Here is a 26,105-nt window from a genome sequence, read left to right as displayed (position 1 = left end):
ATTCTTGAGCTTGACGGCAATGCGATAATCCCCGGATGGTAGCCCAACCGAAACCGAAACGCCGCCCCGCCCGCCCCGCCACCGGCTTGCGCCCGGCCGGCCGCATTGCACGGCAACGGGTGCTGATCATCGGCAGCGGCGACGTGGCCGCGCGCGCGATCCCGCTGCTTGTGCGGCACACCCGCGTGTTCGCAGTAGTACGCCGGGACGACGCAGCCAGGTGCCTGCGCGCACTGGGCGCGGTGCCACTGCGGGCGGACCTGGACGAAGCCCGCAGCCTGCAGCGCCTGTCTGGCCTTGCCCCAAGCGTGTTGCACTTTGCCCCACCGCCCGACCGCGGTGACAGCGACCCGCGCAGCCGTCGCCTCACTGCGGCCCTGGCACGCCGCAGCCTGCCAAGGCGCCTTGTCTACATCAGCACCACCGGCGTCTACGGCGATTGCCGCGGCCAATCGGTGCCGGAGACCCGCCCGCTGCGCGCCAGCACCGCCCGCGCCAAACGCCGGGTCGCGGCCGAACGCATCCTGCGCAACTTTGCCCGCCGCAGCGGCTGCCGCCTCGCGATCCTGCGCGCGCCGGGCATCTACGCGGCCGAACGCCTGAATCTGGCAAGGCTCGAACGCGGTGACCCGGTATTGCCGGCCGGCGAAGACGTGTTCACCAACCACATCCATGCCGACGACCTTGCACGGCTTGCGATCCGAGCGCTGTTCCGGGGCGGCAATTGTCGGGCGTGGAATGTGACCGACGATTCCGAGCTGCGCATGGGCGAGTGGTACGACCGCATGGCGGACACCTTCGGCCTGCCGCGCCCGCCACGCGCAAGCCGCAGCGAGCTCGAACGGGTTCTCAGCCCGATGATGCTGTCCTTCATGTCCGAATCGCGCCGGCTCGACAACACCCGCATGCACCGCGAGCTTCGCGTGCAGCTGACCTACCCCACGGTCGATGCCGGGCTGGCGCAGGCACGCGCCTGGTTCGACCTTCAAAAGGAAAACTCCCGATGATGTACATGTGGCTCAAAGCCTTTCACGCCTTTTTTGTTGTCAGCTGGTTCGCCGGCCTGTTCTACCTGCCGCGCATCTTCGTGAATCTGGCGATGGTGCCGGCCGACAGCCACGCCGAGCGCGAGCGCCTGCTGCTGATGGCGCGCAAGCTCAAGCGCTTCATGCTGCCGCTGATGATCGGCACCTGGATCTTCGGCCTCGCGATGATCTTCTACGGCGGCAAGGAAGCTGCATATGGCTGGATGTCGCAGGGCTGGCTGCACGCCAAGCTGTTCATCGTTCTGTTACTGACCGGCTACGACGGCTACTGCAGCCGCCTGCTGCGCGACTTTGCCGCCGGCCGCAACACCAAGAGCCACGTCTGGTTCCGCGTCTTCAACGAACTGCCGGCGCTCGCGCTGCTGTTCGTCGTGATCCTCGTGATCGTCAAACCCTTCTGAGGCCGCGCTGCCATGACCGAAAACTTCTTCGCCCCCTGCCCGCGCGGCCTTGAAGGCCTGCTTGCCGACGAACTGACGGCGCTGGGCGCGCAGTACGTGAAGCCGGTGCACGGCGGCGTGGCCTTTGCCGGCGACTGGCCGCTGTGCTGGCGCGTAAACCTTGAAAGCCGACTCGCCACGCGGGTGATGTGGCGTGTGGCCGAACGCGGCTACCGCAGCGAGGAAGACATCTACGACCTTGCGCGCGAACAGCGCTGGGAGCAGTACTTCAAGGTCGATCGTACGCTGCGCATCTACGTCACCGCGATCCGCTCACCGCTGCGCAGCCTCAACTTCATCACGCTGCGGATCAAGGATGCGGTCTGCGACCGCTTCCGCGACCTGCTCGGCGCCCGCCCGTCGATCAACACCGAATCGCCCGATGTGCGGGTGCACGCCTTTCTCACCGCCGAAACCTGCACGCTCTACCTCGACACCTCGGGCGAATCGCTCACGCGGCGCGGCTTCAAACGCGCCAAGCACGAAGCCCCGCTGAAGGAAAACCTCGCCGCCGGCATCCTTAGCCTGAGCGGCTGGCAGCCCGACGAAGCCCTGCTCGACCCGATGTGCGGCAGTGGCACCTTCCTCATCGAAGCCGGCCTGATGGCGCTGGACATTCCGCCCGGCGCGGAACGCGATTTCGGCTTCGAACAGCTCAAGAGTTTCGATCCGACTGCGTGGCAGCGGCAGCGCACCATGGCCCTGCAACGCCGGCGCCCGGCCAGCGATGTACGCCTGTACGGCGCCGACATTGACCGCCGCGCCACCGACGCCGCCGGCTACAACCTGCGCGCAGCGGGCCTGGACGATCTGGTGCAGTTCCGCACCAGCGACATCCTCGACCTGGAAGCACCAGAAGACAGTGGCGTGCTGCTGTGCAACCCGCCTTACGGCGTGCGCCTGACTTCGCCGACGGCGGCGGGCGAGCGGCGCCATGCAGAGGAAGAAAACGCGGAAGCGCAGAGCGAACTGGCCGGCTGGTATCCGCACCTGGGCGACCACCTCAAGCGCGCCTTCCCGGGCTGGCGCTGCCTCTTTTTCAGTGGCGACCCGGCGCTGCCGAAGAAGATTGGCCTCAAGGCCAGCCGCCGCACACCGCTGATGAACGGCGACATCGACTGCCGCCTCTACGAATACCGTGTCGTGACCGGCTTCAACCGCGACAAGCCGCCGGCCGCCAAGGACTAGGCCAGCCCGACCACCGCAGCGCGCGGCACCAGCTTCACCGGTGCGGCAGCCAGGCGCCGCGCGAGCGCGCGGCGGCGGCGGATGGGCCAGTGCTCGTAGAGCCACAACTCTGCCGGGCGCCACATGGCCACCCAGGCAAAAATCGTGAAGCTCTCGCGAATCCCGCGCGCAAGCTGTGAGGGCGATTCCGCATCGATGGCATTGGCGATCGCCAGCAGGATCACGACAAACACCAGACCAACCGCCGTCGCCGTTCGCGCTGCGGCGAACAGGCGGGCGAGCTCGCGCGTGCGCGCCGCATAGTCCAGTTCGAAGTGGCCGCGCAGCGCTGCGCACACGGTGGCTTCACGGCTCAGATCCGCCGGATCGACGATCAGTTCGATCCGCAGCGGTGCCCGGCGCGGCAGCGGATATGCGCCTTCGTAAAGCCGGAACGCGGTGGCATCGTCGATCCGCTTTTCAAGCAGCGCGCTGCCCTCAACGGCCAGCAGTGCATCGACCGAGCGCAACTCGACACTGATCAGGATGGGTGTCGCGTTATCCGGCATTGCGCCTCCGGGGCGTGGCAACTCAGTCGATCAACATGCTCCGGGCATTCATGCCCTCGGCGGCAAATTGCTGCAGCAGCTCGTTCTGGTGCGCGAAGTCACGCGTTTCCATCTGCAGGATAACCTCTGTCTTGCCCACCGGCACATGCAATTCGCCGCGTCGGTGTTCAACATGGCGCACGTTGATGCCCAGCGCCGCAACCGTGCGCAGCAAGGCCAGCAAACGGCCAGGGCTGTCCGGGATGGTGACCGCGACACTCATCAGGCGCCCGCTTGAGGCCAGCCCGTAGTCGATCGAACGCCCCACCAGACTCATGTCGATGTTGCCGCCCGAGATAACGACCACCGCGCGATCGTCCGGCCGCAGGCGGACCTTGCCGCGCATCAGCGCCGCCAGGCCCACCGCGCCAGCGCCCTCGGCGATCGTGCGGGTGCGCTCAAGGGTAGCGACAATCGCCTCGGCAATCGCGTTGTCGTCCACCGTCACGATCTCGTCCACAAAGCGCGCGATCAGGGGCGAGGTAAAGCGCCCGGGCGCCTTGACCTTGATGCCGTCGGCGATGGTGTGGGCGCCCGGCGCAACCGGCTCGAACTGGCCGTCAGTCAGAAAGTGGCGGTAAGGCGCCACGGTTTCTGTCTGCACGCCGATGATGCGGATATCCGGCCGCTGCAGCTTCAGCGCCAGCGCGATGCCCGAGAGCAAGCCGCCACCGCCCAGCGGCACGACGGCCACCGTCATGTCGGGGCAGTCTTCAAGCATCTCCAGCCCGCACGAAGCCTGGCCGGCAATCACATCCTGATCGTCGTAGGGATGCATGAAGGCCAGGTCCTGCTCCAGCGCGATACGGTCGGCCAACTCGCGCGCCTGCTCCAGGTTCTCGCCATGCAACAGGATCGTCGCCCCCATGCGGCGGCATGACTGCACCTTGGTGATCGGCGCGTTTTCCGGCATCACCACGGTTGCCGGCACCCCCGCACTGGCGGCCGCGCGGGCCACCCCCTGCGCATGGTTGCCGGCCGATACCGCAACCACGCCGCGCAAGCCCGGGCGCGTGGCCATCAGGCGGCGCATCTTGTGGGTGGCGCCACGGATCTTGAACGAACCGGTGCGCTGCAGGTTCTCCATCTTCAGCCAGACGGGTGCGCCCATCTCCTCGCTGAGCATGTCGTTCTGCCATTGCACCGTGCGCAGCACGGCGTCGGAAATGCTCCGGGCAACGGCCTGCAGGCTGGCAAGTTCAGGGACAAGGCTGGCGGGATCGTCTTGCGCGTTCTGGCTCATGGCGGCTCGCGGTTGGATCGGCCGCACCGGGTGGGCGCCGCCGCAAAACGCCGGATTCTGGGCCTGCCGGCCGCACCAGGGCAAGCACACGGCGGGCCGCAGCGCGCCACCACCAAGAGCGCATGGCTTCGGCATAGAATTGAAATCCCGCTACGCCCGGAGCCCCCATGCAGGCTTGGTTGCTGGTTGCCCTGCTCGCGCTTGCCCTGCTTGCCGCGACGCTCGCCCTGCTGCGCGCACGCAAAGACGCGCGGGCAAGCGCGGGTAGCGTTGCCGTAACGCAACACGAGCTCGAGCGCCTGCAGAACCTGTCGGCCTTCACCGCCGACTGGCAGTGGGAACAGGACGCCGAACTGCGCTTCACCCGCTTTTTTGGCGGCACGATCTCGCGCCACAAGGTGCCGGTAGAGCACCTGCTGGGCTACCGCCGCTGGGAGATCCCGGGCCTGATCTGCGACGCCGACGAAATGGCGCGCCACCGGCGCACGCTCGAGGCCCACGAGGCCTACTACGACTTTGAGTACGGCGTGCAAACCCCGAGCGGCGACTTCCGCTGGTATGTCAGCAGCGGCAAGCCCGAGTTCGACGCCCAGGGCCGGTTCACCGGCTACTTCGGCTACGCGCGCGACGAGACCCGCCGCAAGCTGGCTGAACGCGCCGTGCGGGCAAGCGAGCGGCGGCTCGCAGACGTGATCGACGCGCTGCCGGTGGCGCTGGTCGTGCTCGACGCCGAAGGCCAGGTGCAGCTCTGGAACCTTGCTGCCCAGCGCCTGTTCGGTGTACGGCGGGAGGACATCATCGGCCGCAGCGCATCGCGCGATATGCGTGACACCATTGCCGCCGCAATGGGTGAGCACCTGCTGCATGCCGCCGAACCCACCGCGCAGATGCCGCGCAGCGAAGAGATCCGCTGCGAAACGGTGCGCGGCCAAGCCATGTGGCTGCACACGCTGAGCGTTGCGCTGCACGACGAGACTGGCGCCTTCAGCGGCACGATCCGGGTCGTGCAAGACATCACCGCGCGGCGCAATGCCGACGACAAGGCGCGCCGCGAACACACCGATCTGGACGAAGCGCAGCGGATTGCCGCGCTCGGCTCGCTGCGCTGGGTACCCGGCACCCAACTGGCCCATTGCTCAAGCCAGTTGCTGGCGCTGCTCGACCTGCCGCCGGGCGAAGTCGACCAGCCGATCCGGCGCGTTCTGCACCAGATCAGCCGCGCCAGCCGCCACGAACTGTTCGAGCAATGGCAGGCGCTGCAGAACGGCGGCCTGTCGATGGAAGCGCGCTGTGAAGTCCGCCACCGCAGCGGGCGGCATCTGCTGGTGCGCGGGCATATCGAATCGGGAAGCGGCAACGATCAGCTGCTGCGGGTGACCGCAACCGATGTCAGCGAACTCGAACAGGCCCGTGCCGCCGCCGCCGGCGCGCGGCAGCTCTTCGAGGCGCTGTTCGAACACAGCCCGGTCGCCTTGAGCCTGACCGACATGCAACGCACCACGCTGGTCAAGGTCAATTCGGCCTGGCGCAGGCTCTTTGGACTCAGCTCGGATGACGTCGAGGGCCACACCTCGCTCGATCTGGGGATCTGGTGCAATCTCGACGAGCGACAGGAGGTGATCCGCCGCATCGAGACCGACGGCCGTGTCGACCGCATGCAGGTGCATGGCCAGCCGCGCAACGGGCCGCCGATCATCGTTGAAATGTCCGGCACCACACTCAACTCGGAAGGCCGGCATCTGCTGCTCACTTCGGTGATCGACATCACCGCGCAACGCATGCTGCAGCGGCGCGTCGAGTCGATGAACGAAGAACTTGAAGCACGGGTTGAACGCCGCAGCGAACAACTGCGCGCCAAGCACGCCGAGCTGGGCCTGGCGATGCAGCAACTGGTGCAGGCCGAAAAGCTTGCCGCGCTGGGGGGGCTGGTGGCGGGCGTCGCCCACGAGCTCAACTCACCGCTTGGCAACACGCTCACACTGGCCAGCAGCCTGCGCGAGCGGGTTCGCCTCTTTGCGCAAAGCCTTGAAGAGGGGAGCCTGCGCAAGTCTTCGCTTACCCAATTCACCGAAGATAGCGCTGAAATGGCGGCGCTGATCGAGCGCAGCGCACGGCGCGCCTCGGAACTGATGGCCAATTTCAAGCAGGTTGCGGCCGACCAGACCAGCGAGCGCCGCCGCCGGTTCGACCTGAAGGAAACCGTCGAAGGCGTGGTCGCCGCACTCAGGCCGCGCCTGGCCCATGTGGCGCAGACGCTGACACTCGAGATTCCGCCCGAGATCGAGTTCGACAGCTATCCAGGGCCGCTCGAACAGATCGTCACCAACTTCATCAACAATGCCCTGCTGCATGCCTTTGACGATCGCAACGAAGGGCACATGACCCTGCGCGCGCAACTGATCGATCCCGACCATGTGCGCATCGTGTTTGAAGACGACGGCAACGGCATGAGCGAGGACACGGCCCGGCGCGCATTCGAGCCCTTCTTCAGCACCCGCGTGGGTGCCGGCGGCACCGGGCTGGGGCTCTACATCGTGCGCAACCTGGTCGAAGGCCGCCTCGGCGGCCAGCTCACGCTCGATTCGGCACCGGGCCAGGGCACCCGCCTCACCGTCGATCTGCCTCGGCTCGCGCCCGCGGATCAGACCACCCCTGCGTGAAGCGCGCGCCGGGGTAGACGGGCGCGGCGCAAGCTGGGATAGTCGCCCGCCCGCAGCACTGGAAGTACCACCATGTCGCCCACGCCCAACCCGATCGCCAAAGCACGCCCCCGACGCTGGGCCATTGCCCTGCTGCGCATGATCGGCTGGCGCCTCGATCTGCCTGCGCCCACGGCATCCAAGGTACTGGTGATCGTCTATCCCCACACCTCGAACTGGGACTTCCCGCTTGGCTTGCTGACCCGCTGGGCAAGCGGCTGGCCGATCCGCTGGCTGGGCAAGCACACGATCTTCGTCGGCCCCTTCAACCGCATCCTGCGCCGCTGGGGTGGCATTCCGGTCAATCGCGCAGCGGCGGGCGGCTTCATCGAATCCCTCGTGGCGGACATCAATCGCCGTGAAACCCTGATTCTCGCCATGGCGCCAGAAGGCACGCGCGCGCGGCAGGAATACTGGAAGTCGGGCTTCCTGCGGATTGCCCACGCCGCGAAGCTGGATCTGGGCATCGGCTACATCGACTTCGCCACCCGCACGATCGGCATTCGCGAGTACATGCGCCTCTCCGGCGACGAAGCGGCCGACATGGCCCACATCGCCAAGGCCTACGAAGGCATTCGCGGCTACCGCCCTGAACAGGCGGGCCCGATCCGCCTGCGGCCGCCGGCCCCCTGAAGGCGGCGGCCGGCGCCGGGCGCCTCAAAGCAGCGGCTTGATGCGATCCAACTCGGCGGCGAGGCGATCGAGCGCCGCCGTCAGTGACACAGTGAAGCGCCGTGTGGCCGCCACATCCCCCGCCTTGGCGGATCGCTCCAGATCGGCCGCCGCCGCGCCGACCCCGGTGAAGCCAGCATTGCGGGCGCCGCCCTTGACCCGGTGCGCAAGAAAGCGCACCGCTTCAAGATCATTCACATCGAGTTTGTCGCGCAGTTCGACCAGATCTTCGCCGGAGGCATGCACGAAACCATCAGCAATGTCGTGCGCGCGGTCCATCGAACCGACCAGCCCGGCCAGGTGCGCCAGCGGTTCAACCTCTTCGTCGTACTCGGGCTCCGGCATCAGGCCTTGCGGCGGCATCGCCGGCTGGCAGCCCAGGCGCGAGAGCGTCGCATGGAGGGTTTCAAGCGTCAGCGGTTTGAGCAGGACGGTATCCATGCCCGCGGCAAGACACGCGCTGGCGGTCGTCTCGCTGCCGTCCGCGGTGACGGCCGCAATCGGCGTACGCACCAGACCGCGTGAACGCTCACGCTGGCGCATCCGCGCCGCGAGGCTGATGCCATCTTCACCCGGCATGCGGTAGTCGAGCAGGATCGCTGCAAAGCTGCCGCTGCAAAACGCCTCGAAGCCGGCCTGCGATTCGCCCGCCAGCACCACCTCGAAGCCCATCAGCGCGAGCAGATCCTTTGCCACACGCAGGTTAAGGGGCTCGTCATCCACCACCAGCACCTTGCGCGTGCCAGGCGCGGCGGCCTCACTCGGCGCCTTGCTCGGCGCCTCGGCAAGCGGGGCGGGCGGCGGCGCGGCCGGGGCCAAGGCCTTGTTCAGCGTTTGCAGGAAGCGGCTCGGCAACAGCGGTTCGGCGCTCAGGGTGAGGCACTTCTCGCGCGCGGCCGCGACGGCCCCCGTAGCGCCGCCTCGCAGCAGGCGCACCCAGGCTTGCGCCGGCAGCGGTGCGGCGCCGTCCGACACGGTGATCTGGCTGAATTCGCGCGCTTCGGCCGAGACCACCTGCGCCCCCCAGTTACGCAACCAGGCCTCGCATTCAGAGCGCCAGGCCTTGTTGGACACTGCCAGGCGAACACAGATGCCGACCAGGCTGCGTTCGTCGTTGGACGCAAGCAGATGCGCGTCCGCCTCGACGGTGAAGGTGAAACGGCTGCCGCCCAGGGTGCCAGGCGAATGCTCAAGCCGCCCGCCCATCGCGTCGCTTAGGGCACGGCAGATGGCCAGACCGAGCCCGGTGCCGGGTGCGCCAGGTCCGCCGAGGGGCTCGAAGGGGTGGAACAGGCGGTGACGATCACTCTCGGCAATGCCGGCACCGCTATCCTCGATTTCGATGATCAGCCGCCAGCGGCGCGTTGTCAGCGGTGCGCCATCGATCCGCAGCTTCACGCCCCCATGCTCGGTGTAGCGGATCGCGTTCGAGAGCAGGTTGGCCATCAGCTGCCGCACCCGCACACCGTCGAGCACCAGAGGCGGCAGTTGCGGCGCGGTGAAGAGCTGCAGGCGCAGGCCGCGCTCGACCGCCATTGGTGCGAACAGCGCGGCCACGTCTTCGGCCATCGCACGGATGTCCGAGACTTGCGGATCGAGCACAAAGCGGCCCGCTTCGATCCGCGCGTAGTCGAGCGCGTCGTTGAGAATCGTCAGCGCCATGCTGGCCGAACGCCCGACCACGCCCATCTGGTAGCGCTGGTTTTCATCGAGCCGGCTGTGGATCAGTGCATCGACCATGCCGATCACGCCATTCATCGGCGTGCGCACCTCGTGCGAAAGCGCGGCGAGGAAGGCGGCCTTGCGGTCGGCCGAATCAAGCGCCGCATCGCGCGCGTCGGCCAAGGCCTTTTCAACGACCTTGCGGCGCTCGACTTCGCGTGCCAGGCGGCGATTCCACATCACTACCAGCCAGATGATGAAGCCAAGCACCGCCACGATCGGCAGCCCCACGCTGAGCAGCTTGGTCCACGGCAGCACAAACCGGTACTTGGGCACCAGCCAGCGCTGGCTCAGCTCATGTTTCTCGGCCGGCGTCATCGAATCGAGCGCCAATTTGAGCAGGCCAACCAGCTCCGGCCAATCGCTGCGCACCGCCAGGTGCAGTTCGCTCGGTGCATCGACCCAGCTGCCCACGATGCGAAGCACCCCCGCGTAGCGCTCGCCCAGCGGTGCCGTCACGGCGGTCAGGTCATTGAGGCTGGCATCGGCCGTGCCGCGCGCGACCGCGTCAAGCGCCAGATCCAGCGTTTCGTATTCGACGATCTGGATGCCGGGGTACTGGCGCTGCAGGCGCGGCAGCAGGAAATGCCCGCGCTTCATCGCCAGCACCTTGCCGTTGTACTGGCCCGGATCGCGGAACAGGGCGCCGTCGTTACGCGCCACCGCCACCGTGGCATTGGTCAGCATGGGCCCGGCAAAGCGCGCGAATTCCTCGCGCTCGGGGCTGCGCGACAGACCCAGGGCGATATCGATCTCGCGCGCCGCCAGGGCACGCTGCAGATCGGCCAGCGAGAAGGCACGCGGCGTTTCCAGCCCCACGCCGAGGCGTCGCGCCAGCAGTTCGATCTGGTCGGCAAACATGCCGTGCATGCGGCCATCGGGGCCCAGTTCGGTCAGTGGCGCGTAGTCGGCGATGTAGCCCACCCGCAAACGCGGGTGCGCCGCCAGCCAGGCACGCTGGGCCTCATCGAGCTGCAGCGGGGAAGGCGCGGCGGCCAGCTGCAGCGACACCGGCATCCAGCGCCGCACGATCTGTTCACGGGTACCCGAGTCGATCGATGCGATCGCGCGATCGAGCAACGGGGCCAGGGCCGCCGCATGGCGACCGATGCCCAGGCGCAGACCGGTATCGAGCTTGACCGGCCCTCTCACCGCAAGATTGGAGAGCAGATCGCGCTCCACCACGAAGGAGGCTGGCGCCAGCGCGCCGAAGTAGGCATCGGCCCGGCCGTCGGAAACCGCACGCAAGGCACTGGCGGTATCGGCGAACTTCTGCACCTTGGCCTTCGGATAGCGCTGCGGCACCAGTTCGTCGGCGGCAAACCCGCCTTCGACCGCAACCGCACTCCCCTCCAGCGTGGCTTCAGGCGTCAGTCGCGTGGTTTCGCGCCGCGTGATCATGACCACCGGCGTATCAAGGTAAGGCTGCGAGAACAGCATGTAGCGCTCGCGCCCGGCGGTGCGGCCGATCGAAGGCACGATGTCGATCTCGCCCGCACGCACCTTGGCAAACAAGGCCTCGGCATCGCGCTCGACGTGGATCTCGTAGGTGATGCCGCTGCGCCTGGCGATCTGCTCGACCAACTCAGCCGACATGCCGACATATCGGCCGCTGGCATCGAACTGCTCGATCGGCGCCCAGTCCTGTCGCGCCACCCCCACCCGCACCACCGGGTGGGTTTCCAGCCAGGCGCGCTCGGCGGCGGTGGGTTCCAGGGGGGGGGTCTGCGCAAGGGCAGGCAGGCCACCGGTGCATGCGGCGGCAAGGAGCAGGTGCGGCACAAGGCGCGCAATGCGGCGAAGCACACGGGGGATGAGCTGCATGGCGGCATGATAGCGGTGACGGCCGCGCCGTGGCACACGTAGGCGCCTCGCCCACGCCGGCAGCGCCGCCGGCCCGCCTGCCGCAAGCGGCGCCACCCCGGCCGATCGGCTAGAATCACCGCTTTTACAAGCGGAGCGAAGCATGTTCTCCGGAATCGTGGCCGCAACCGGCCGCATCGTGGCGGTGACCCCGCTCGAACAAGGCGTGCGCCTGACCACCGACGTTGGCGACTGGGATCTTTCCGACGTTGCGCTCGGCGACTCGATCGCCCATAACGGCGTCTGCCTCACCGTCATCGCCAAGGAAGGCCAGCGGATGCAGTTCGACGTGTCGGCCGAATCGCTCGCCTGCACTGTCGGCCTCGCCGAACCCGGCGAAGTGAACCTCGAAAAAGCGCTGCGCCTGGCCGACCGCATCGGCGGCCATCTGGTCAGCGGCCATGTCGATGGCGTGGGCGAAGTGCTGAAGTTCGAGCCGATCGGCGAAAGCCACGAACTGGTGATCCGCGCGCCGCGTGCGCTGGCCGGCTACATCGCGCGCAAGGGCTCGATCACGGTCGACGGCGTGAGCCTTACGGTGAACCGCGTCGAAGGTACCGACTTCTCGATCAACCTGATCCCGCACACAGTGGAAGTCACCACGCTCAAGCGCCTGGCACCGGGCGCGAAGGTCAATCTTGAGGTCGATCTGATCGCCCGCCATGTCGAGCGCATGCTCGCATGGGAAAAAGAATCGCAAGCCGGGGAACCAAAGGCATGAGCGTACTGGCACCGATTACCGCCATCATCGAAGACATCCGCGCCGGCAAGATGGTAGTGCTGGTGGACGAGGAAGACCGCGAAAACGAGGGCGACCTCGTGCTCGCCGCCGAACACGTCACCCCGGAAGCGATCAACTTCATGGCCAAGCACGGCCGTGGCCTGATCTGCCTCACGCTCACGCAGCAGCGCTGCAAGCAGCTTGGGCTGGGGCTGATGGTCAAGGACAACCGCTCGCCCTTCTCGACCGCCTTCACCACCTCGATCGAAGCGGCCGAGGGCGTCACCACCGGCATCTCGGCGCAGGATCGCTCGGTCACGGTGCAAGCCGCGGTGGCCCGCAACGCCAACGCCGATTCGATCGTGCAGCCCGGCCACATCTTCCCGCTGATGGCGCAGCCCGGCGGCGTGCTGGTACGGGCTGGCCATACCGAAGCCGGTTGCGACCTCGCCCAGCTTGCAGGTTGCGAACCAGCCGCGGTGATCTGCGAGATCCTCAAGGACGACGGCACGATGGCGCGCCTGCCGGATCTGCTGGAATTCGCCAAGGAACACGACCTGAAGATCGGCGCGATCCGCGACCTGATCCAGTACCGCGCGCACGCCGAAGTGCTGGTTGAGCGCGTCAGCGAAAAAACCGTCGAAACCGCGCATGGCGCCTTCCAGCTGTGTGCCTTCGCCGACCGCGTATCCGGCGAAGTGCATCTGGCACTTTCGCGCGGCGACATCACGCCGGACGCAGAAGCGCTGGTGCGGGTGCACGAGCCGGTCTCGGTGCTCGACTTCATCGACCCGGCCGGCAGCCCGCACAGTTTTGGCATCGACGAAGCGCTCGCGCGCATCAAGGCCCACGGCAAAGGCGTGCTGATCCTGCTGCACCGGCCCGAGAGCGGTGAAGACCTGCTCGCGCGCCTCGCGCCGGGCGACGGCAAGCGCCCCGCCGTGAAATGGGACCCGCGCATCTTCGGGATCGGCGCACAGATCCTGCGTGATCTGGGGGTCGGCAAGATGCGGGTGCTCGCCAGCCCGCGCAAGATCCCCAGCATGACCGGCTTCGGCCTCGAAATCACCGGCTACGACGCACCCGGCGCCTGATCCGCCCAACCGCAAACATCGCACGGCGCCCCGGCGGCGCCAGCAAGGACGAACATGCCCCGCTTCAACGACATCCCCGAGATCGAACCCGAGCTCAACGGCGCAGGCCTGCGCATCGGCATCGTCATGAGCCGCTTCAACCAGTACGTCTGCGAGGGCCTGCTCTCGGGGGCGACCGGCGAACTGCTCACGCGCGGCGTCAAACCCGAAGCGATCCAGATCGCCACCGTGCCGGGCGCGCTGGAAATTCCGCTCGCCCTGCAAACCATGGCGCGTTCCGGCCGCTTTGATGCGCTGATCGCGCTCGGCGCCGTGATCCGCGGCGAGACCTACCACTTCGAGCTGGTGTCGAACGAGCAAGGCGCGGGCATCACCCGCGTCACCCTCGACGAGAGCATCCCGATCGCCAACGGCGTGCTCACCACCGAAGACGACAACCAGGCCGAATTCCGCATGCACCAAAAAGGCCTCGAGGCCGCGCAAGCGGCAATCGAGATGGCCAACCTGCAAAAGGCACTCCGCGCATGAACACCCCGACCCCGAACAAGACGCCGCGCCGCCTCTCGCGCGAACTGGTGCTGCAAGGCCTCTACCAGTGGCAGCTGACCGGCAACTCGGTGCCAATGATCGAGGAACACCTCGAAGTCTCCGAAGAAACCGCCGGCGACTGGGTCCGCTCGGACCGCATCCTGCTGCGCGCGCTGCTGACTGGCACCGTCGAACACGCCGCCGAGCTTGAAGCCGAATTCGTGCCGCACATCGACCGGCCGGTCGGCGAGCTGTCGCCGATCGAACGCGCGATCGTGATGCTGGGCGTGTATGAACTCAAGCACTGCCCCGAAACACCCTACCGCGTCGTGATCAACGAAGCGATCGAGCTGGCCAAGAACTTCGGCGGCACCGAAGGGCACCGCTTCGTCAACGGCGTGCTCGACAAGTGCGCCGCACGCCTGCGCTCAGTCGAGATCGAGCACGCCAAGAACAACCCACGCCCGCGTTGAACCGAGCGCCGATACTGTTCGATCTGCCCGCGCAGATCGACACCCCGCGCCTGATCCTGCGCCCGCCCCGAGCGGGCGATGGCGCGGCGGTGCTGGATGCGGTGGGTGACTCACTCACCGAACTGCGGCAGTGGCCCGCCAACCTGCCCTGGGCAGTACCCGAGCCCGAACTCGACGCCTTCGAAACCTTCTGCCGCCGCAGCCACGCCCAGTTCATCCTGCGCGAGCACCTCAACTACCTGATCCTCGATCGCGACACTGCTCGCCTGCTCGGCGTCTGCAGCCTGCACGCGCTCAAGTGGCCCGAACGCTTCGCCGAAATCGGCTTCTGGGGCCGCAGCGGCACCCACGGCCAGGGCTATGTGACTGAAGCCGTCACCGCCCTCAAGGCATTCGCGATCGAAACCTTCGGCGCACAACGCATCGAGTTGCTCACCGACGCGCGCAACACCCGCGCCCGCGCCCTCGCCGAACGCGTCGGCTTCAAACTCGAAGGCGTGCTCCAGCACTACGCCAAAGCACCCGACGGCAGCCTGCACGACACCGCGCTCTACGCGCTGATTCCGTGAGCACCGCAGCGCTCTACGTCTCCGATCTCGACTTCACGCTACTCGATAGCTCGGGCCAGCTATCCGCGACGACACGCCTGGCGCTGTCATCCTGGCTCACCGACGAACTGCTGTTTACCGTCGCCAGCGCCCGCGCATGGACATCGATCCGCGACGTGCTCGACGGCATCGCACTGCCGCTTCCCGCCATCACCAACAACGGCGCCTGCGTAACGCACCTTGCAGCCGGCCGCCATCTAGACATTTGCAGCCTGCCTGCGCCACTCGCCCGTGAGGTCTATCGAATGCTTGACGAGGCCGCGCTCCATCCCTTGGCTGCCAGTACCACCGGCGACGCCGACAGGCTTCGCTTCGGCAAACAGGCCAATGCAGGCATCGCCGCCTACTTTGCAGACCGAACCGAACGCGGCGATCCGCGCCTGCGGTCAAGCGAACCGCCGCACGCCGCACTTGATGAGCAGGTGCTGGGTCTGACAGTCATCGCACAGTCAGCAGAAGTGCAAGGCGCCATCGCGAAGCTGCAGACCCACTTCGCCGGGCAACTGCAATGGAGCCACATGACAGCAACGATGCATCCCGGATTCGAGTGGCTAAGCATTGGCGCCAATGGGGCAACCAAAGGCGATGCGCTACTACGCCTGAAAGTGCTCGCCGGCCTCGACAACCATCACACCGTAGCCTACGGCGATGACCTTCAAGATTTGAGTCTGCTCGCTGCTGCAGACCACGCAGTTGCCGTAGCAAACGCCCACCCGCGGGTTCGCGATGCAGCGGCAAGCCTCACAGCCCGCCACGACCAAGACGGCGTGGTCCGCCACATCGCGCAGCACAGCAAACGAATGCTGCCATGACTCACTTCCTGACTGGCCTGCTCGTCGCGGCAGGGCTCATCACAAGCATCTACGCATGGCAGGCGGGCTTTGTGTTGCTGGCGCTTGCCGGCATCCTTTACCGCTGGAGTCAAGGCGGGCCCCTGTTCGGCGAATCGGCATTGAGTCCGGGCCTGCGGGCCAGCAGCATGGAAATCATCCGCGAATCTGAAAACGAGCTGGTGCTTCGAGGCAGTGAGCGGGTCATCATCCTGGACAGGGTGACACGCAGGATCAGGGGAATCGATCATGAGCTCGCGCGCTTTGACGAGATCAGCGAGATCCATGTCAACGCCGAACTCGACGCAGAAACCCAGAGCGAATTCGGGCGCTACTCGCTTGCGCTCAAGCGCCGTCGGGGCGGACCGATCCGCCTTGGGTACACCGATGACCAACTCGATGCATCGATCATTGGCGCGAAGCTAAGTACCTGGCTAGCGGTGCCCGTCGTCGCCTGAGCCGCGATAATCTCGGATTCACAAGAACCGATTGCAGCCCCAAATGCCCTCCGAATTCAGCCTCATCGCCCGCCATTTCACCCGCCCCACCGCGAACACGGTGCTCGGCGTGGGGGACGACTGCGCGATCGTGGCGCCGCGTGCCGGGTACGAGTTGCTGGTGTCGAGCGACATGCTGGTCGCGGGGACGCACTTTCTGCCGGACACCGATCCGGCGCGTCTTGGCTGGAAGACCGCTGCGGTGAATATTTCGGACATTGCCGCGATGGGCGCTCAGCCGCGCTGGATGACGCTGGCGCTCTCGCTCAGCGCGCCGGATGAGCCCTGGATCGCGGCGCTGGCGCAGGGTTTTGCGGATTGCTGCGCGGCTTTCGGCGTCGACTGGATTGGCGGCGACACAACGCGCGGGCCGCTCAACCTGTGCGCTACGGTGTTTGGCGAAGCCCCCGCAGGGCGGGCGATCCGGCGCAGCGGCGCGCGAGCGGGCGACGACATCTGGGTGTCCGGCTGGCCGGGCCTGGCCGCGCTGGGCCTCAAACATCTGCTCGAAGGCACGCCGCTGAATGGCGACTGGCGCGACACCTGCATCGAGGCGCTTGAGCGCCCGCAGCCCAGGGTGGCGCTGGGGCTGGCGCTCAACGGCATGGCCAGCGCGATGCTGGATGTCTCCGACGGGCTGGCCGGCGATCTGGCGCATATCCTGGAACGCTCGGGCTGCGGCGCGGAGCTTGAGGACGCCGCACTGCCACTGGGCCCAGCGCTGGCCGCCTGCAACGACGCCCGGCTTGCGCGCCAATGCGTGCTCGGCGGGGGTGACGACTACGAACTGCTGTTCACTGCGCCGCCGGCGCTGCGCGAGGCGATCGCCGCACTGGTACCCGGGCTTGGCCTGCCGATCAGCCGCATCGGCCGGTGCCTTGCCGAGCCGGGCCTGAACCTCAAGCACCGCGATGGATCGGTCGCTCCGCTCGCAATCACTGGGTTCGATCACTTCGCATGAATCGCCCGGCACTGACCCTGATCGGCACAGCAATGTGCTGGGCCGCGATCTGGTGGCCCTTCCGCTGGCTGCAGTCGCAAGGCCTGAGCAGTGCGCTGGCCAACACGCTTGCCTTCGCCTTTGGCGCGCTTATCGCGCTGGCCTGGTCGCGCGGACGCGTGGCGAATTTCTGGCGCGACCCGCGCCTGCTGGTGCTGGCGCTGGCCTCGGCCACCTGCAACCTGGGCTACAACGCCGCCGCCACCCACGCGCCGGTCATGAAGGTGGTGCTCTTGCTCTACACCGCGCCCCTGTGGACGATCCCCCTGGCCTGGTGGCTCTTGCGAGAGCGCCCGGGCTTGCGGGGCAGCCTCGCGCTGCTGCTGACGGTGTGCGGCGCGGCACTGATGCTCTGGCACCCGGCCTTGGGTTACCCCTGGCCGGCAAGCGGCTGGGAATGGCTGGCCTTGCTCGCGGGCCTGAGCCTGGCGGTGTACAACGTGCTGATCCGCGCGCTGCCGCATGGCGACGAGATCGAGCGCGTCGCGCTGATCTTCGTCGTGGAGTTCCTGCTGGCCCTGGCCTGGGTGCTGGGCGAAGGCAGTGGCACGATACCCGCCACGGCACCGCTGGCGATGGCCGCACTCGCCGGCATTGGCATGCTCGGAATCATCGTGGCGATGCAGTGGGCACTGCAACGTCTGCAAGCCAACCTCGCCGCAGTGCTGATGAGCACCGAACTGATTTTCGCCGCCGTCTTTGCCTGGTGGTGGGCGGACGAGGCGATGGGGCTGCGCGAGGCGGCGGGCGCGATGCTGGTGGCCACCGCGGCGCTGGTTTCAGCCTGGCAGCCGGCCACGCCTGCCAATTCGCCCACCCAGGCCTGATACGATCACACCATGAGCCTGCGCCCCAACCTTCGCTTCCTGTTCGCCCACCCGGCGCACTTTCTCGCGCTGGGGCTCGGGTCCGGGCTTGCGCCAAAGGCGCCCGGCACCTTCGGCACCTTGGCGGCGTGGGCGCTGTGGCCGATGCTGCGGGGGCTGTTCACCGCCGACTGGGCGCTGCTGCTTTTTCTGGCATGGGGATTCGTGCTCGGCGCCTTCGCGATCGAGATCACCGGCCGCAAGCTCGGCGAAATCGACCACGGCGGCATCGTCTGGGACGAGTTCATCGCGATGTGGCTGGTGCTGTTCTTCACCCCGCCGGGCCTCGCCTGGCAGCTGCTCGCCTTCGTACTGTTCCGCGGCTTCGACATTCTCAAACCACCGCCGATCCGCCAGGCGGATGCGCGTTTCAAGAACGGCGTCGGCGTGATGTTCGACGACCTGCTCGCGGCCGGCTACGCCCTGCTGGTGCTGGCGATACTCAAACGGATGATCGGCTGATGGAACACGAACTCGAACGCCTCTCACACGATCTGGGCGACTGGCTTGCCGGCCGCGAACTCAAACTCGCCACCGCCGAATCCTGCACCGGCGGCTGGCTCGCCGAAGTGATCACCGCCACCTCAGGCAGTTCATCGTGGTTTGACCGCGGCTGGGTCACCTACTCGAACGAGTCCAAGCAAGAGATGCTCGGCGTGCGGGCCGATACGCTTGCAGCACACGGCGCGGTAAGCGAGGCGGTGGTGCGCGAGATGGCCGAGGGCGCGCTGGCCCGCTCCGCCGCGAGCCGAGCGATTGCCGTATCCGGCATCGCCGGCCCCAGCGGCGGCACGCCCGAAAAACCGGTCGGCACCGTCTGGATCGCGTGGGCGCACGCCGATGGCGAGACCCGCACCGAACACCACTGTTTTGCTGGCGACCGCGAAGCGGTGCGGCGGCAAACCGTCGTCCGCGCGCTGAGCGGGCTGCTTGAATGACGCAGCTGCGATTCACGCAGATCGACCTCGCGCGCCACGCAGCCGATTGCGTGGCGATGCGGCGGGACAGCTTCGTGATTAGTTTTGGTGATGCTTCGCGCTTCGAAGCCGAAAGCGGCGACGAGGGCACGGGCTACCTGCACTGGCTTCAGACGCATCGGTCGCGCTACCCGCAAGGGCTGCTCCATGCCTGGGACGGTGAGCAACTTGCCGGGCAGATCGAAGTCACCCGACCCGAGAGCGCCGATTATCTGTACGTGAACCTGTTCTACCTGCAGCCCGCCTACCGCCATCGCGGCATCGGCGCGCAATTGCACGCCCGGGTGCTTGCCTTGCTGGACGGCGACGAACGCCAGAGCCTGCGGCTGTGCGCCGCCAGCACCAATGCAGCGGCGCTGCGCTTCTACCGCAAGCACGGCTGGCAGGACGATGGCGTGCGCGCTAACGCCCCCGATAGCCGTTACTGGCGCTGGTCTGCACGCTGAGCAATACGCCGCGCCTCCAAACCTTCGAACGTAAATGCCAATGACGACCGAAATCCTCCGCGCCGACCTCTCCCTCCCCGCCCATGCCGATGCACTGGTGCTGCTACTTGATGCCTATGCGCGCGACGCGGCGGGCGGCGGGCATGCGCTGTCCGACGACATCAAGCAACGCCTTCCCGGCGAACTGGCCCGCCGCAGCGGCGTGCATGTGCTGTTGGGCTTTGTCGACGGCGAAGCCGCCGGGCTGGCGATCTGCATGGAGGGTTTTTCAACCTTCGCCTGCGCGCCGCTGTTGAACCTGCACGACTTCGCGGTGCGGCCGCAATTTCGCGGGCAAGGGCTGGGCAAGGCGCTGCTGGCCCGCGTGGCAGGCCTAGCTGAGGAGCTAGGGTGTTGCAAGGTGACGCTGGAGGTGCTGGAGGGCAACGCGCGCGCGCGCGGCCTCTACCTGGCCTGCGGCTTCAAGGACTACGCCCTCGACCCGGCTTTCGGCAAGGCGATGTTCATGCAACGCTGGCTCGCCAAGGACTGAGCCTTACTTGAGCTGGTGCGCCGAGAACAGCACCGCTTTGCCCGCGACGAAGTTCACCTTGATGTTGCGGGCCTCGTCGCCCCAGACGCAGCTGCGCACCGCGAGCGCCTCGTCACACTGGCTTGCCTTGCCGATGATCGCCTCGACCTCGTCGAAACTCATGCCGGCGCGGATGCGCTCGTAGTTGCTGACGGTGAGTTTGCTGCAGCCTGCGAGCGCGACAAGCGAAATCAACGCGATCAAGCCAAACGAAGTCTTTGTCATGGCTGGCCCTCAGTTTGGCCGGTAAGCGCCGGCGCTGTATCGCCCCAGCGCGCCATCAATTGATGTGCAACGCCAAGCTGGTCAAGGATCCGTGCAACGACAAAATCAACCATGTCCTGCACGGTTTGCGGATGCGTGTAAAAGCCGGGGCTGGGCGGCAGGATGACGACGCCCATGCGCGAGAGCTTGAGCATGTTCTCCAGATGCAGCGTGGAGAACGGCGTCTCGCGCGGCACCATCACCAGCGTGCGGCGTTCCTTGAGGCAGACGTCCGCCGCGCGTTCGATCAGGCTGGACGATAGCCCCGCCGCAATCGCCGCCAGCGTGCCCATGGTGCAGGGGCAGATCACCATGGCATCGGGCGGGTTCGATCCCGATGCGAGCGGCGCAAACCATTCCTCGCGGCCATAGACCGAAAGCTGGCCTTCGGCTGCGCCGAAGCGCTCGGCAAACAGCGCTTGGACTTCCGCCGGGCGGGCCGGCAAGGCGAGATCCATTTCCTGCCGCGCCACGACCTGCGCCACCTGCGAGTACAGCAACTCCACCCTGATGCCCGCGGCGAGCAGGCATTCGAGCAAGCGGATGCCGTAGGGCATGCCGGAGGCGCCGGTGAAGGCAAGGGCGACGCGGCGGGTCATCGGGATACTCCGTGGGCTGGCATCTGGCGATTGTACGTGGCGCGGCGGCCGCCGATGCAGCGCCTTAGCCCTCAGCCGGCTTCGCCGAGCGCCGCCAGCGTGTCGATGATGATTTCGGCTGCGGCGTGAAGGAAAGTGCTCATGATGTGCCCTCTGCGGCGCGGTGGTAGTTGATGGGCCGAGTCTAGAGATTGCCAGTGGCGGCGACCAATCGATTGTCCCGATCCAGCGGATAGGGCCGTGCTATCCGCGCGCCCAACAAAAAGGGCGCCCACGAGAGGGCGCCCTGGTCGCGGCGTGGCGTTGAGTCAGCGGAACACGACGGTCTTGTTGCCATGCACCAGCACCCGGTCTTCCAGGTGGTAGCGGAGGCCGCGCGCGAGCACGGCCTTCTCGATGTCCTTGCCGTAACGGACCATGTCCTCGACCGAGTCGGAGTGGTCCACCCGGATCACGTCCTGGTCGATGATCGGGCCCTGGTCCAACTCTTCGGTGACGTAGTGGCAGGTGGCGCCGATCAGCTTCACGCCGCGCGTGTGCGCCTGGTGGTAGGGCTTGGCGCCGACGAAACTGGGCAGGAAGCTGTGGTGGATGTTGATGATCTGCCCCGGATAGTCGCAGCACATGTCCGGCGGAATGATCTGCATGTAGCGCGCGAGCACCATCACGTCGCCACGCACATCCTCGAAGATGCGGCGCACTTCGGCATAGGCGGCCGGCTTGTTGTCGGCATTAACCGGCACATGATGGAAAGGAATGCCATGCCACTCGACAAAGCCACGGAAGGTATCGTGGTTCGAGATCACGCAGGGGATCTCGATATCCAGCTCCTTGCTCTGCCAGCGGCCGATCAGGTCGTAGAGGCAGTGCTCCTGCTTGCTGACCATCAGCACGACGCGCTTCTTCACCGCGCTGTCGGTGATCTTCCAGTCCATGTCGAACTCGCGCGCAATCGGCGCAAAACGCTCGCGCAGTTCGGCCAGCAGGAAGGGCAGCGAACTGGCGCGGATCTCGATGCGCAGGAAGTAGCGCTGCGCTTCGTGATCGGTGTGCATGTTGGATTCGAAGATCCAGCCCCCGTGTTCAGCAATGAAGCCGGTGACGCGCGCAACGATGCCGGCGCGGTCGGGGCAAGAAGCGGTGAGGGTGTAGAAGCGTTGCGTGTGCATGGTCGGGGGAGTGGGGAGTTGGGAGTGGGGCTTAGGGAGCAAGGAGTAATGCGTCGCGGTGGCGTTCCACTCACGACTCACCACTCAAGGCCCCACTCCCGAAGCATCGCTAGATGCGGGCGGCGGCTTCGTCGATGTAGCGACGCAGCGTGTCGTAGTCGCGCGCCACCGGATACTGCGGGAACTCGCGGATCACGTTCTCTGGCGGGTGCATCAGGATGCCCGCTTCGGCCTGGCCGAGCATCGCGGTGTCGTTGTATGAATCACCGGCGGCGATGCACTTGAAGTTGAGGCCCTGGAAGGCTTTCACGGCGGCGCGCTTCTGGTCCGGCATGCGCAGGTGGTAATTCACCAGCTTGCCGGCGGCATCGGCTTCGAGGCGATGGCAGAACAGCGTCGGCATGCCAAGCTGCGCCATCAGCGGCTTGGCGAATTCGTAGAAGGTGTCGGACAGGATCACCACCTGATACTGATCGCGCAGGCCATCGATGAAAGCCTTGGCACCCTCCAGCGGCGCGAGGCCGGCGATCACCTGCTGGATCTGCGGCAGACCGAGCCCTTTCTCGGCCAGGATATCGAGGCGGTACTTCATCAACTTGTCGTAGTCCGGCTCGTCGCGGGTGGTGCGGCGCAGCGCTTCAATGCCGGTGGCTTCGGCGAAGGCGATCCAGATTTCGGGAACGAGTACACCTTCGAGGTCGAGACAGACGATCTTCACGGGACTTCCTGGTCAGGGGTTGCGGGCAGCCTGCGATTCTATCAGGCCGCCCCGCCGCATCCAGCCGTGCCAGATCACGCCCGCAGCGCGATTTGCCGCCTAGTTGCGAAAGCTCACATCACAGCTGCCCTGCTTGCTGACTTCGCGCTCAGCAGGGGCGCCAAGCACTTCGATATCGCCGGACCCGCTGCAGGACACTTTCACCCGCTGGCTCGCGCGCGCAACCAGATCGCCGGAACCGGCCAGCGCCAGCGTGGCTTCGCGCGCAGCCAGATCCTTCAGCACCAGATCGCCTGACCCCGCCAGGGATGCCGCCACCGTTTGCGCCTCGCCGCTGACAAGCACATCGCCCGAGCCCGAGAGCTTCACCTGCAAGCGTTGCACCTTGAGCGCGCTGGCGCGCAAATCGCCCGAACCCGAGAGCGCCATCGAGAACGCCGGCGCGGCAAGTGCGCGCACTTCCAGGTCGCCGGAGCCCTGCAGCTTCGCCTCGCTCAAGGATGCTGAGCTGACGATGATGTTGAGCTTCTTGTTGAATCTCCACGTGGCGCTGCCATTCGTCGCGCTGATTCGCAACACACCATCGCGGGACTCGAAGCTGAGCCGTGCCAGCAGGTCCGCATCGCCCTCGGCCTTGATCGCCGGCGCGCCAGCCTTCCAGACCACATCAAACGGGCCGCTCAGCTCAATGCGATCAAAGCCTGCCAGGCCCTGATCGAGACGCGCAGCTTCAGCGTGTGCGAGAGATGGGACGGCGGCAATTGCCAGAACAAACGATAGTGAGCGCAGCATCGTGGGGCCTCGTTTCAATTCGATGGCCCCAGACTGCCGCGCGGATGTAGCTCCTGTGTGTCAGCGCTACATCCGGATACCCGCGCGGGTCAAACGATATCCAGCCCCTGGATGCCCGCGTTGAGGTCGCGGTCGGAGTGCTTGCTGTTGAGCTTGATCTGCAGGCGCAGGTCGTTGATCGAATCGGCGTTGCGCAAGGCGTCTTCGTAGGTGATCTGGCCGGCTTCGTACAGATCGAACAACGACTGGTCGAAGGTCTGCATGCCCAGTTCGCGCGAGCGCTTCATCAGATCCTTGATCTCGGCGATCTCGCCCTTGAAGATCAGGTCGGAAATGAGCGGGGAATTGAGCATGATCTCGACCGCCGGCGCGCGCCCCTTGCGATCCTTGAGCGGAATCAGCCGCTGCGACACCATGCCGCGCAGGTTGAGCGACAGATCCATCAACAACTGGTGGCGTCGGTCTTCCGGGAAGAAGTTGATGATCCGGTCGATCGCCTGGTTCGCGCTGTTCGCGTGCAGGGTGGCCAGGCAGAGGTGGCCCGTCTCGGCAAACGCGATCGCGTAATCCATGGTCTCGCGATCGCGGATTTCACCCATCAGGATCACGTCCGGCGCTTGGCGCAGGGTGTTCTTCAGGCCCATCTCCCAGCTGTCGGTATCGATGCCCACCTCACGCTGCGTCACGACGCAGTTCTTGTGCGGGTGCACGTATTCGATCGGGTCTTCCAGCGTGATGATGTGGCCGTAGCTGTTCTCGTTGCGGTAATCGACGAGGGCCGCCAGCGATGTGGTCTTGCCGGTGCCGGTACCGCCGACGAAGATCACCAGGCCGCGCTTGGACATCGCGATGTCCTTGAGGATCGCCGGCAGCCCCAATTCGTCGATGGTCGGAATCTTCTGCGCGATCGTCCGGCACACCATGCCAACCCGGCTTTGCTGGATGAAGGCATTGGTACGGAAACGGCCGATCCCCGCCGGCGAGATGGCGAAGTTACATTCCTTCGTCGACTCGAACTCGGCGGCTTGCCGGTCGTTCATCACCGAGCGGACCAACTCGGCCGTGTGCTGCGGCGTCAGCACCTGGTTCGATTGCGGCACGATCTTGCCGTCGATCTTGATCGCCGGCGGAAAGCCCGCAGTAATGAACAAGTCCGACCCCCGCTTGCTGATCATCAGCTTGAGCAGGTCGTGCATGAATTTGAGTGCCTGATCGCGTTCCATGGTGCTTCTTCCCTTCGCTGTTCTGGTGATCGCCTCGGCGATTCGTGCAGTGGCCGTCGTGAGCGGGTCGAGGTCGATTCGAGAAGCGTAGCCGTACCCGAGTACGGCGAGCATCGCAGGATCGAGATCGGCCCGCGCAACAGGCCAATGCGCGGATCTAGCCGGGGAAGTTGTCCTTGTTGGCGGCCTTCAGTCGCGCTTCTGCCGTACTGACGATATTGCGCTTGACCAGTTCTTGCAGGTTCTGGTCGAGCGTCTGCATGCCGAACTGCTGGCCGGTCTGGATCTGCGAGTACATCTGCGCGATCTTGGCTTCGCGGATCAGGTTACGGATCGCCGGCGTGCCGATCATGATTTCGTGCGCGGCGACACGGCCGGTGGCGTCCTTCTTCTTCAGCAGGGTCTGCGAGATCACCGCACGCAGCGATTCGGACAGCATCGCGCGGACCATTTCCTTTTCCTGCGCGGGGAAGACGTCGATGATACGGTCGATCGTCTTGGCCGCCGACGAGGTGTGAAGCGTACCGAACACCAGGTGGCCGGTTTCGGCCGCGGTCAGCGCGAGGCGGATCGTTTCAAGGTCACGCAATTCGCCAACGAGAATGACGTCCGGGTCTTCACGCAACGCCGAGCGCAGCGCATTGTTGAATGACTGGGTGTCGCGCGAGACTTCGCGCTGGTTCATCAGGCAACGCTTGGATTCGTGCACGAATTCGATCGGGTCTTCGATCGTCAGGATGTGGCCGTACTCGTTCTCGTTGACGTAGTCGACCATCGCCGCCAGCGTGGTGGACTTGCCCGAGCCGGTAGGGCCGGTCACCAGCACGATGCCACGCGGGTTCTGCGCGATATCCTTGAAGATCTTCGGGCATTCGAGCTCTTCAAGCGTCAGCACCTTCGAGGGAATCGTCCGGAACACCGCCGCGGCGCCGCGATCCTGGTTGAAGGCGTTGACCCGGAAGCGCGCAAGATTGGGCACATTGAAGGAGAAGTCGGTCTCCCAGATGTCCTCGTACATCTTGCGCTGCGAGTCGTTCATGATGTCGTACACCATGGCGTGCACTTCCTTGTGCTCCATGGGCGGCAGGTTGATCCGCCGTACGTCGCCATGAACCCGGATCATCGGTGGCAGGCCCGCCGAAAGATGTAAGTCGGAAGCCTTGTTCTTGACCGCGAAGGCAAGCAGTTCTGTGATATCCATGGCGTCTCTCAGGATGCGTGGCGCAGACAGTGGGCGGCAAGTGCGCTGCTATACTCGACCAGCCCGGT

28 protein-coding genes are annotated in these 26,105 nt (G+C 66.2%); 18 read left to right on the top strand and 10 right to left on the bottom strand.

Going from position 1 to position 26,105, the window contains the following annotated elements; all coding sequences use genetic code 11:
- Positions 1-35 precede the first annotated feature (35 nt).
- Genes OPU71_RS15135 through OPU71_RS15125 form a run of 3 tightly spaced genes read left to right on the top strand, consistent with a single transcriptional unit; the run spans position 36 to position 2,674 of the window.
- Positions 36-1,007, top strand: a complete 972-nt coding sequence (locus OPU71_RS15135) for an NAD-dependent epimerase/dehydratase family protein (protein WP_267728847.1) — start codon at positions 36-38, stop codon at positions 1,005-1,007.
- Positions 1,004-1,447 (top strand): CopD family protein, encoded by a 444-nt coding sequence (locus OPU71_RS15130; protein WP_267728846.1) that lies wholly within the window; start codon positions 1,004-1,006, stop codon positions 1,445-1,447. Before OPU71_RS15135 ends, OPU71_RS15130 begins: the two co-directional genes overlap by 4 nt.
- 12 nt (positions 1,448-1,459) lie before the next feature.
- Positions 1,460-2,674 carry a THUMP domain-containing class I SAM-dependent RNA methyltransferase gene (locus tag OPU71_RS15125; RefSeq protein ID WP_267728845.1) on the top strand — a complete coding sequence of 405 codons (1,215 nt, stop codon included), beginning with the start codon at positions 1,460-1,462 and terminating at the stop codon, positions 2,672-2,674.
- Here the strand turns inward: OPU71_RS15125 and OPU71_RS15120 are convergent.
- The gene (locus OPU71_RS15120; RefSeq protein WP_267728844.1) at positions 2,671-3,222 is read right to left on the bottom strand and encodes a hypothetical protein; all 552 of its coding nucleotides are present in this window, start codon (positions 3,220-3,222) and stop codon (positions 2,671-2,673) included. The genes OPU71_RS15125 and OPU71_RS15120 overlap by 4 nt on opposite strands.
- 22 nt (positions 3,223-3,244) lie before the next feature.
- Positions 3,245-4,504 carry a threonine ammonia-lyase gene (ilvA, locus tag OPU71_RS15115; protein WP_267728843.1) on the bottom strand — a complete coding sequence of 420 codons (1,260 nt, stop codon included), beginning with the start codon at positions 4,502-4,504 and terminating at the stop codon, positions 3,245-3,247.
- A 167-nt stretch (positions 4,505-4,671) separates the two neighbouring features.
- Between ilvA and OPU71_RS15110 the strand changes: the two genes are divergently transcribed.
- Both OPU71_RS15110 and OPU71_RS15105 read left to right on the top strand, forming a co-directional pair.
- Positions 4,672-7,164, top strand: coding sequence for a PAS domain S-box protein (locus OPU71_RS15110; protein WP_267728842.1), 2,493 nt, complete (start codon positions 4,672-4,674; stop codon positions 7,162-7,164).
- Between the two features lie 72 nt (positions 7,165-7,236).
- The gene (locus OPU71_RS15105; RefSeq protein WP_267728841.1) at positions 7,237-7,836 is read left to right on the top strand and encodes a 1-acyl-sn-glycerol-3-phosphate acyltransferase; all 600 of its coding nucleotides are present in this window, start codon (positions 7,237-7,239) and stop codon (positions 7,834-7,836) included.
- Positions 7,837-7,860: 24 nt separating this feature from the next.
- Here OPU71_RS15105 and OPU71_RS15100 read toward each other — a convergent pair whose 3' ends face one another.
- Positions 7,861-11,421, bottom strand: a complete 3,561-nt coding sequence (locus OPU71_RS15100; RefSeq protein ID WP_267728840.1) for a transporter substrate-binding domain-containing protein — start codon at positions 11,419-11,421, stop codon at positions 7,861-7,863.
- Positions 11,422-11,563: 142 nt separating this feature from the next.
- Here OPU71_RS15100 and OPU71_RS15095 point away from each other — a divergent pair, with 142 nt between their 5' ends.
- Genes OPU71_RS15095 through OPU71_RS15035 form a run of 13 tightly spaced genes read left to right on the top strand, consistent with a single transcriptional unit; the run spans position 11,564 to position 20,032 of the window.
- Positions 11,564-12,181 (top strand): riboflavin synthase, encoded by a 618-nt coding sequence (locus OPU71_RS15095; RefSeq protein WP_267728839.1) that lies wholly within the window; start codon positions 11,564-11,566, stop codon positions 12,179-12,181.
- Positions 12,178-13,275: a bifunctional 3,4-dihydroxy-2-butanone-4-phosphate synthase/GTP cyclohydrolase II gene (ribBA, locus tag OPU71_RS15090; RefSeq protein ID WP_267728838.1), complete on the top strand. Its 1,098-nt coding sequence runs from the start codon at positions 12,178-12,180 to the stop codon at positions 13,273-13,275. Before OPU71_RS15095 ends, ribBA begins: the two co-directional genes overlap by 4 nt.
- A 54-nt stretch (positions 13,276-13,329) precedes the next feature.
- Positions 13,330-13,803 carry a 6,7-dimethyl-8-ribityllumazine synthase gene (gene ribH / locus OPU71_RS15085; protein ID WP_267728837.1) on the top strand — a complete coding sequence of 158 codons (474 nt, stop codon included), beginning with the start codon at positions 13,330-13,332 and terminating at the stop codon, positions 13,801-13,803.
- The gene (gene nusB / locus OPU71_RS15080) at positions 13,800-14,276 is read left to right on the top strand and encodes a transcription antitermination factor NusB (RefSeq protein ID WP_267728836.1); all 477 of its coding nucleotides are present in this window, start codon (positions 13,800-13,802) and stop codon (positions 14,274-14,276) included. Before ribH ends, nusB begins: the two co-directional genes overlap by 4 nt.
- Positions 14,273-14,845 (top strand): GNAT family N-acetyltransferase, encoded by a 573-nt coding sequence (locus OPU71_RS15075; protein ID WP_267728835.1) that lies wholly within the window; start codon positions 14,273-14,275, stop codon positions 14,843-14,845. Before nusB ends, OPU71_RS15075 begins: the two co-directional genes overlap by 4 nt.
- Positions 14,842-15,696, top strand: a complete 855-nt coding sequence (locus OPU71_RS15070; protein ID WP_267728834.1) for an HAD family hydrolase — start codon at positions 14,842-14,844, stop codon at positions 15,694-15,696. The genes OPU71_RS15075 and OPU71_RS15070 overlap by 4 nt, the downstream gene beginning before the upstream one ends.
- Positions 15,693-16,172 carry a hypothetical protein gene (locus OPU71_RS15065; protein WP_267728833.1) on the top strand — a complete coding sequence of 160 codons (480 nt, stop codon included), beginning with the start codon at positions 15,693-15,695 and terminating at the stop codon, positions 16,170-16,172. Before OPU71_RS15070 ends, OPU71_RS15065 begins: the two co-directional genes overlap by 4 nt.
- A gap of 43 nt (positions 16,173-16,215) precedes the next feature.
- On the top strand, positions 16,216-17,172 hold the full coding sequence (thiL, locus tag OPU71_RS15060; protein ID WP_267728832.1) for a thiamine-phosphate kinase: 957 nt from the start codon (positions 16,216-16,218) through the stop codon (positions 17,170-17,172).
- Positions 17,169-18,038 carry a DMT family transporter gene (locus tag OPU71_RS15055; RefSeq protein ID WP_267728831.1) on the top strand — a complete coding sequence of 290 codons (870 nt, stop codon included), beginning with the start codon at positions 17,169-17,171 and terminating at the stop codon, positions 18,036-18,038. Before thiL ends, OPU71_RS15055 begins: the two co-directional genes overlap by 4 nt.
- An 18-nt stretch (positions 18,039-18,056) precedes the next feature.
- The gene (locus tag OPU71_RS15050) at positions 18,057-18,539 is read left to right on the top strand and encodes a phosphatidylglycerophosphatase A (RefSeq protein ID WP_267728886.1); all 483 of its coding nucleotides are present in this window, start codon (positions 18,057-18,059) and stop codon (positions 18,537-18,539) included.
- A complete protein-coding gene (gene pncC, locus OPU71_RS15045; protein WP_420712389.1) occupies positions 18,539-19,015 on the top strand; it encodes a nicotinamide-nucleotide amidase in 477 nt (158 codons plus the stop codon). Before OPU71_RS15050 ends, pncC begins: the two co-directional genes overlap by 1 nt.
- A complete protein-coding gene (locus OPU71_RS15040) occupies positions 19,012-19,500 on the top strand; it encodes a GNAT family N-acetyltransferase (protein ID WP_267728830.1) in 489 nt (162 codons plus the stop codon). The genes pncC and OPU71_RS15040 overlap by 4 nt, the downstream gene beginning before the upstream one ends.
- Before the next feature lie 34 nt (positions 19,501-19,534).
- The gene (locus tag OPU71_RS15035) at positions 19,535-20,032 is read left to right on the top strand and encodes a GNAT family N-acetyltransferase (protein WP_267728829.1); all 498 of its coding nucleotides are present in this window, start codon (positions 19,535-19,537) and stop codon (positions 20,030-20,032) included.
- 3 nt (positions 20,033-20,035) lie between these two features.
- Here OPU71_RS15035 and OPU71_RS15030 read toward each other — a convergent pair whose 3' ends face one another.
- The 7 genes from OPU71_RS15030 to OPU71_RS15000 form a co-directional block, all read right to left on the bottom strand.
- On the bottom strand, positions 20,036-20,296 hold the full coding sequence (locus OPU71_RS15030; protein ID WP_267728828.1) for a hypothetical protein: 261 nt from the start codon (positions 20,294-20,296) through the stop codon (positions 20,036-20,038).
- Positions 20,293-20,934, bottom strand: a complete 642-nt coding sequence (locus OPU71_RS15025) for a flavin prenyltransferase UbiX (protein ID WP_267728827.1) — start codon at positions 20,932-20,934, stop codon at positions 20,293-20,295. Before OPU71_RS15025 ends, OPU71_RS15030 begins: the two co-directional genes overlap by 4 nt.
- Before the next feature lie 308 nt (positions 20,935-21,242).
- Entirely contained in the window at positions 21,243-22,103 is an 861-nt protein-coding gene (purU, locus tag OPU71_RS15020) for a formyltetrahydrofolate deformylase (RefSeq protein WP_267728826.1), read from the bottom strand.
- 109 nt (positions 22,104-22,212) lie between these two features.
- Positions 22,213-22,821 carry a bifunctional phosphoserine phosphatase/homoserine phosphotransferase ThrH gene (thrH, locus tag OPU71_RS15015; protein WP_267728825.1) on the bottom strand — a complete coding sequence of 203 codons (609 nt, stop codon included), beginning with the start codon at positions 22,819-22,821 and terminating at the stop codon, positions 22,213-22,215.
- A 99-nt stretch (positions 22,822-22,920) separates the two neighbouring features.
- Positions 22,921-23,613 carry a head GIN domain-containing protein gene (locus OPU71_RS15010; protein ID WP_267728824.1) on the bottom strand — a complete coding sequence of 231 codons (693 nt, stop codon included), beginning with the start codon at positions 23,611-23,613 and terminating at the stop codon, positions 22,921-22,923.
- A gap of 89 nt (positions 23,614-23,702) precedes the next feature.
- Positions 23,703-24,836 (bottom strand): PilT/PilU family type 4a pilus ATPase, encoded by a 1,134-nt coding sequence (locus OPU71_RS15005; protein WP_267728884.1) that lies wholly within the window; start codon positions 24,834-24,836, stop codon positions 23,703-23,705.
- A gap of 157 nt (positions 24,837-24,993) precedes the next feature.
- Positions 24,994-26,037, bottom strand: coding sequence for a type IV pilus twitching motility protein PilT (locus OPU71_RS15000; RefSeq protein ID WP_267728823.1), 1,044 nt, complete (start codon positions 26,035-26,037; stop codon positions 24,994-24,996).
- Positions 26,038-26,105: the final 68 nt, after the last annotated feature.

It is taken from the genome of Niveibacterium sp. 24ML, from assembly GCF_026586805.1.
Classification (GTDB): Bacteria; Pseudomonadota; Gammaproteobacteria; order Burkholderiales; family Rhodocyclaceae; genus Niveibacterium.
Note: the sequence above shows the minus strand (reverse complement) of the source record. Positions and strands in the feature narration are given on the sequence as shown.

Excerpts from the sequence above, each read along its gene's own strand:
- OPU71_RS15135 (WP_267728847.1), top strand. The coding sequence starts at position 36 with ATGGTAGCCCAACCGAAACCGAAACGCCGCCCCGCCCGCCCCGCCACC.
- OPU71_RS15130 (WP_267728846.1), top strand. The coding sequence starts at position 1,004 with ATGATGTACATGTGGCTCAAAGCCTTTCACGCCTTTTTTGTTGTCAGC.
- OPU71_RS15125 (WP_267728845.1), top strand. The coding sequence starts at position 1,460 with ATGACCGAAAACTTCTTCGCCCCCTGCCCGCGCGGCCTTGAAGGCCTG.
- OPU71_RS15120 (WP_267728844.1), bottom strand. The coding sequence starts at position 3,222 with ATGCCGGATAACGCGACACCCATCCTGATCAGTGTCGAGTTGCGCTCG.
- ilvA (WP_267728843.1), bottom strand. The coding sequence starts at position 4,504 with ATGAGCCAGAACGCGCAAGACGATCCCGCCAGCCTTGTCCCTGAACTT.
- OPU71_RS15110 (WP_267728842.1), top strand. The coding sequence starts at position 4,672 with ATGCAGGCTTGGTTGCTGGTTGCCCTGCTCGCGCTTGCCCTGCTTGCC.
- OPU71_RS15105 (WP_267728841.1), top strand. The coding sequence starts at position 7,237 with ATGTCGCCCACGCCCAACCCGATCGCCAAAGCACGCCCCCGACGCTGG.
- OPU71_RS15100 (WP_267728840.1), bottom strand. The coding sequence starts at position 11,421 with ATGCAGCTCATCCCCCGTGTGCTTCGCCGCATTGCGCGCCTTGTGCCG.
- OPU71_RS15095 (WP_267728839.1), top strand. The coding sequence starts at position 11,564 with ATGTTCTCCGGAATCGTGGCCGCAACCGGCCGCATCGTGGCGGTGACC.
- ribBA (WP_267728838.1), top strand. The coding sequence starts at position 12,178 with ATGAGCGTACTGGCACCGATTACCGCCATCATCGAAGACATCCGCGCC.
- ribH (WP_267728837.1), top strand. The coding sequence starts at position 13,330 with ATGCCCCGCTTCAACGACATCCCCGAGATCGAACCCGAGCTCAACGGC.
- nusB (WP_267728836.1), top strand. The coding sequence starts at position 13,800 with ATGAACACCCCGACCCCGAACAAGACGCCGCGCCGCCTCTCGCGCGAA.
- OPU71_RS15065 (WP_267728833.1), top strand. The coding sequence starts at position 15,693 with ATGACTCACTTCCTGACTGGCCTGCTCGTCGCGGCAGGGCTCATCACA.
- thiL (WP_267728832.1), top strand. The coding sequence starts at position 16,216 with ATGCCCTCCGAATTCAGCCTCATCGCCCGCCATTTCACCCGCCCCACC.
- OPU71_RS15055 (WP_267728831.1), top strand. The coding sequence starts at position 17,169 with ATGAATCGCCCGGCACTGACCCTGATCGGCACAGCAATGTGCTGGGCC.
- pncC (WP_420712389.1), top strand. The coding sequence starts at position 18,539 with ATGGAACACGAACTCGAACGCCTCTCACACGATCTGGGCGACTGGCTT.
- OPU71_RS15040 (WP_267728830.1), top strand. The coding sequence starts at position 19,012 with ATGACGCAGCTGCGATTCACGCAGATCGACCTCGCGCGCCACGCAGCC.
- OPU71_RS15035 (WP_267728829.1), top strand. The coding sequence starts at position 19,535 with ATGCCAATGACGACCGAAATCCTCCGCGCCGACCTCTCCCTCCCCGCC.
- OPU71_RS15030 (WP_267728828.1), bottom strand. The coding sequence starts at position 20,296 with ATGACAAAGACTTCGTTTGGCTTGATCGCGTTGATTTCGCTTGTCGCG.
- OPU71_RS15025 (WP_267728827.1), bottom strand. The coding sequence starts at position 20,934 with ATGACCCGCCGCGTCGCCCTTGCCTTCACCGGCGCCTCCGGCATGCCC.
- purU (WP_267728826.1), bottom strand. The coding sequence starts at position 22,103 with ATGCACACGCAACGCTTCTACACCCTCACCGCTTCTTGCCCCGACCGC.
- OPU71_RS15010 (WP_267728824.1), bottom strand. The coding sequence starts at position 23,613 with ATGCTGCGCTCACTATCGTTTGTTCTGGCAATTGCCGCCGTCCCATCT.
- OPU71_RS15005 (WP_267728884.1), bottom strand. The coding sequence starts at position 24,836 with ATGGAACGCGATCAGGCACTCAAATTCATGCACGACCTGCTCAAGCTG.
- OPU71_RS15000 (WP_267728823.1), bottom strand. The coding sequence starts at position 26,037 with ATGGATATCACAGAACTGCTTGCCTTCGCGGTCAAGAACAAGGCTTCC.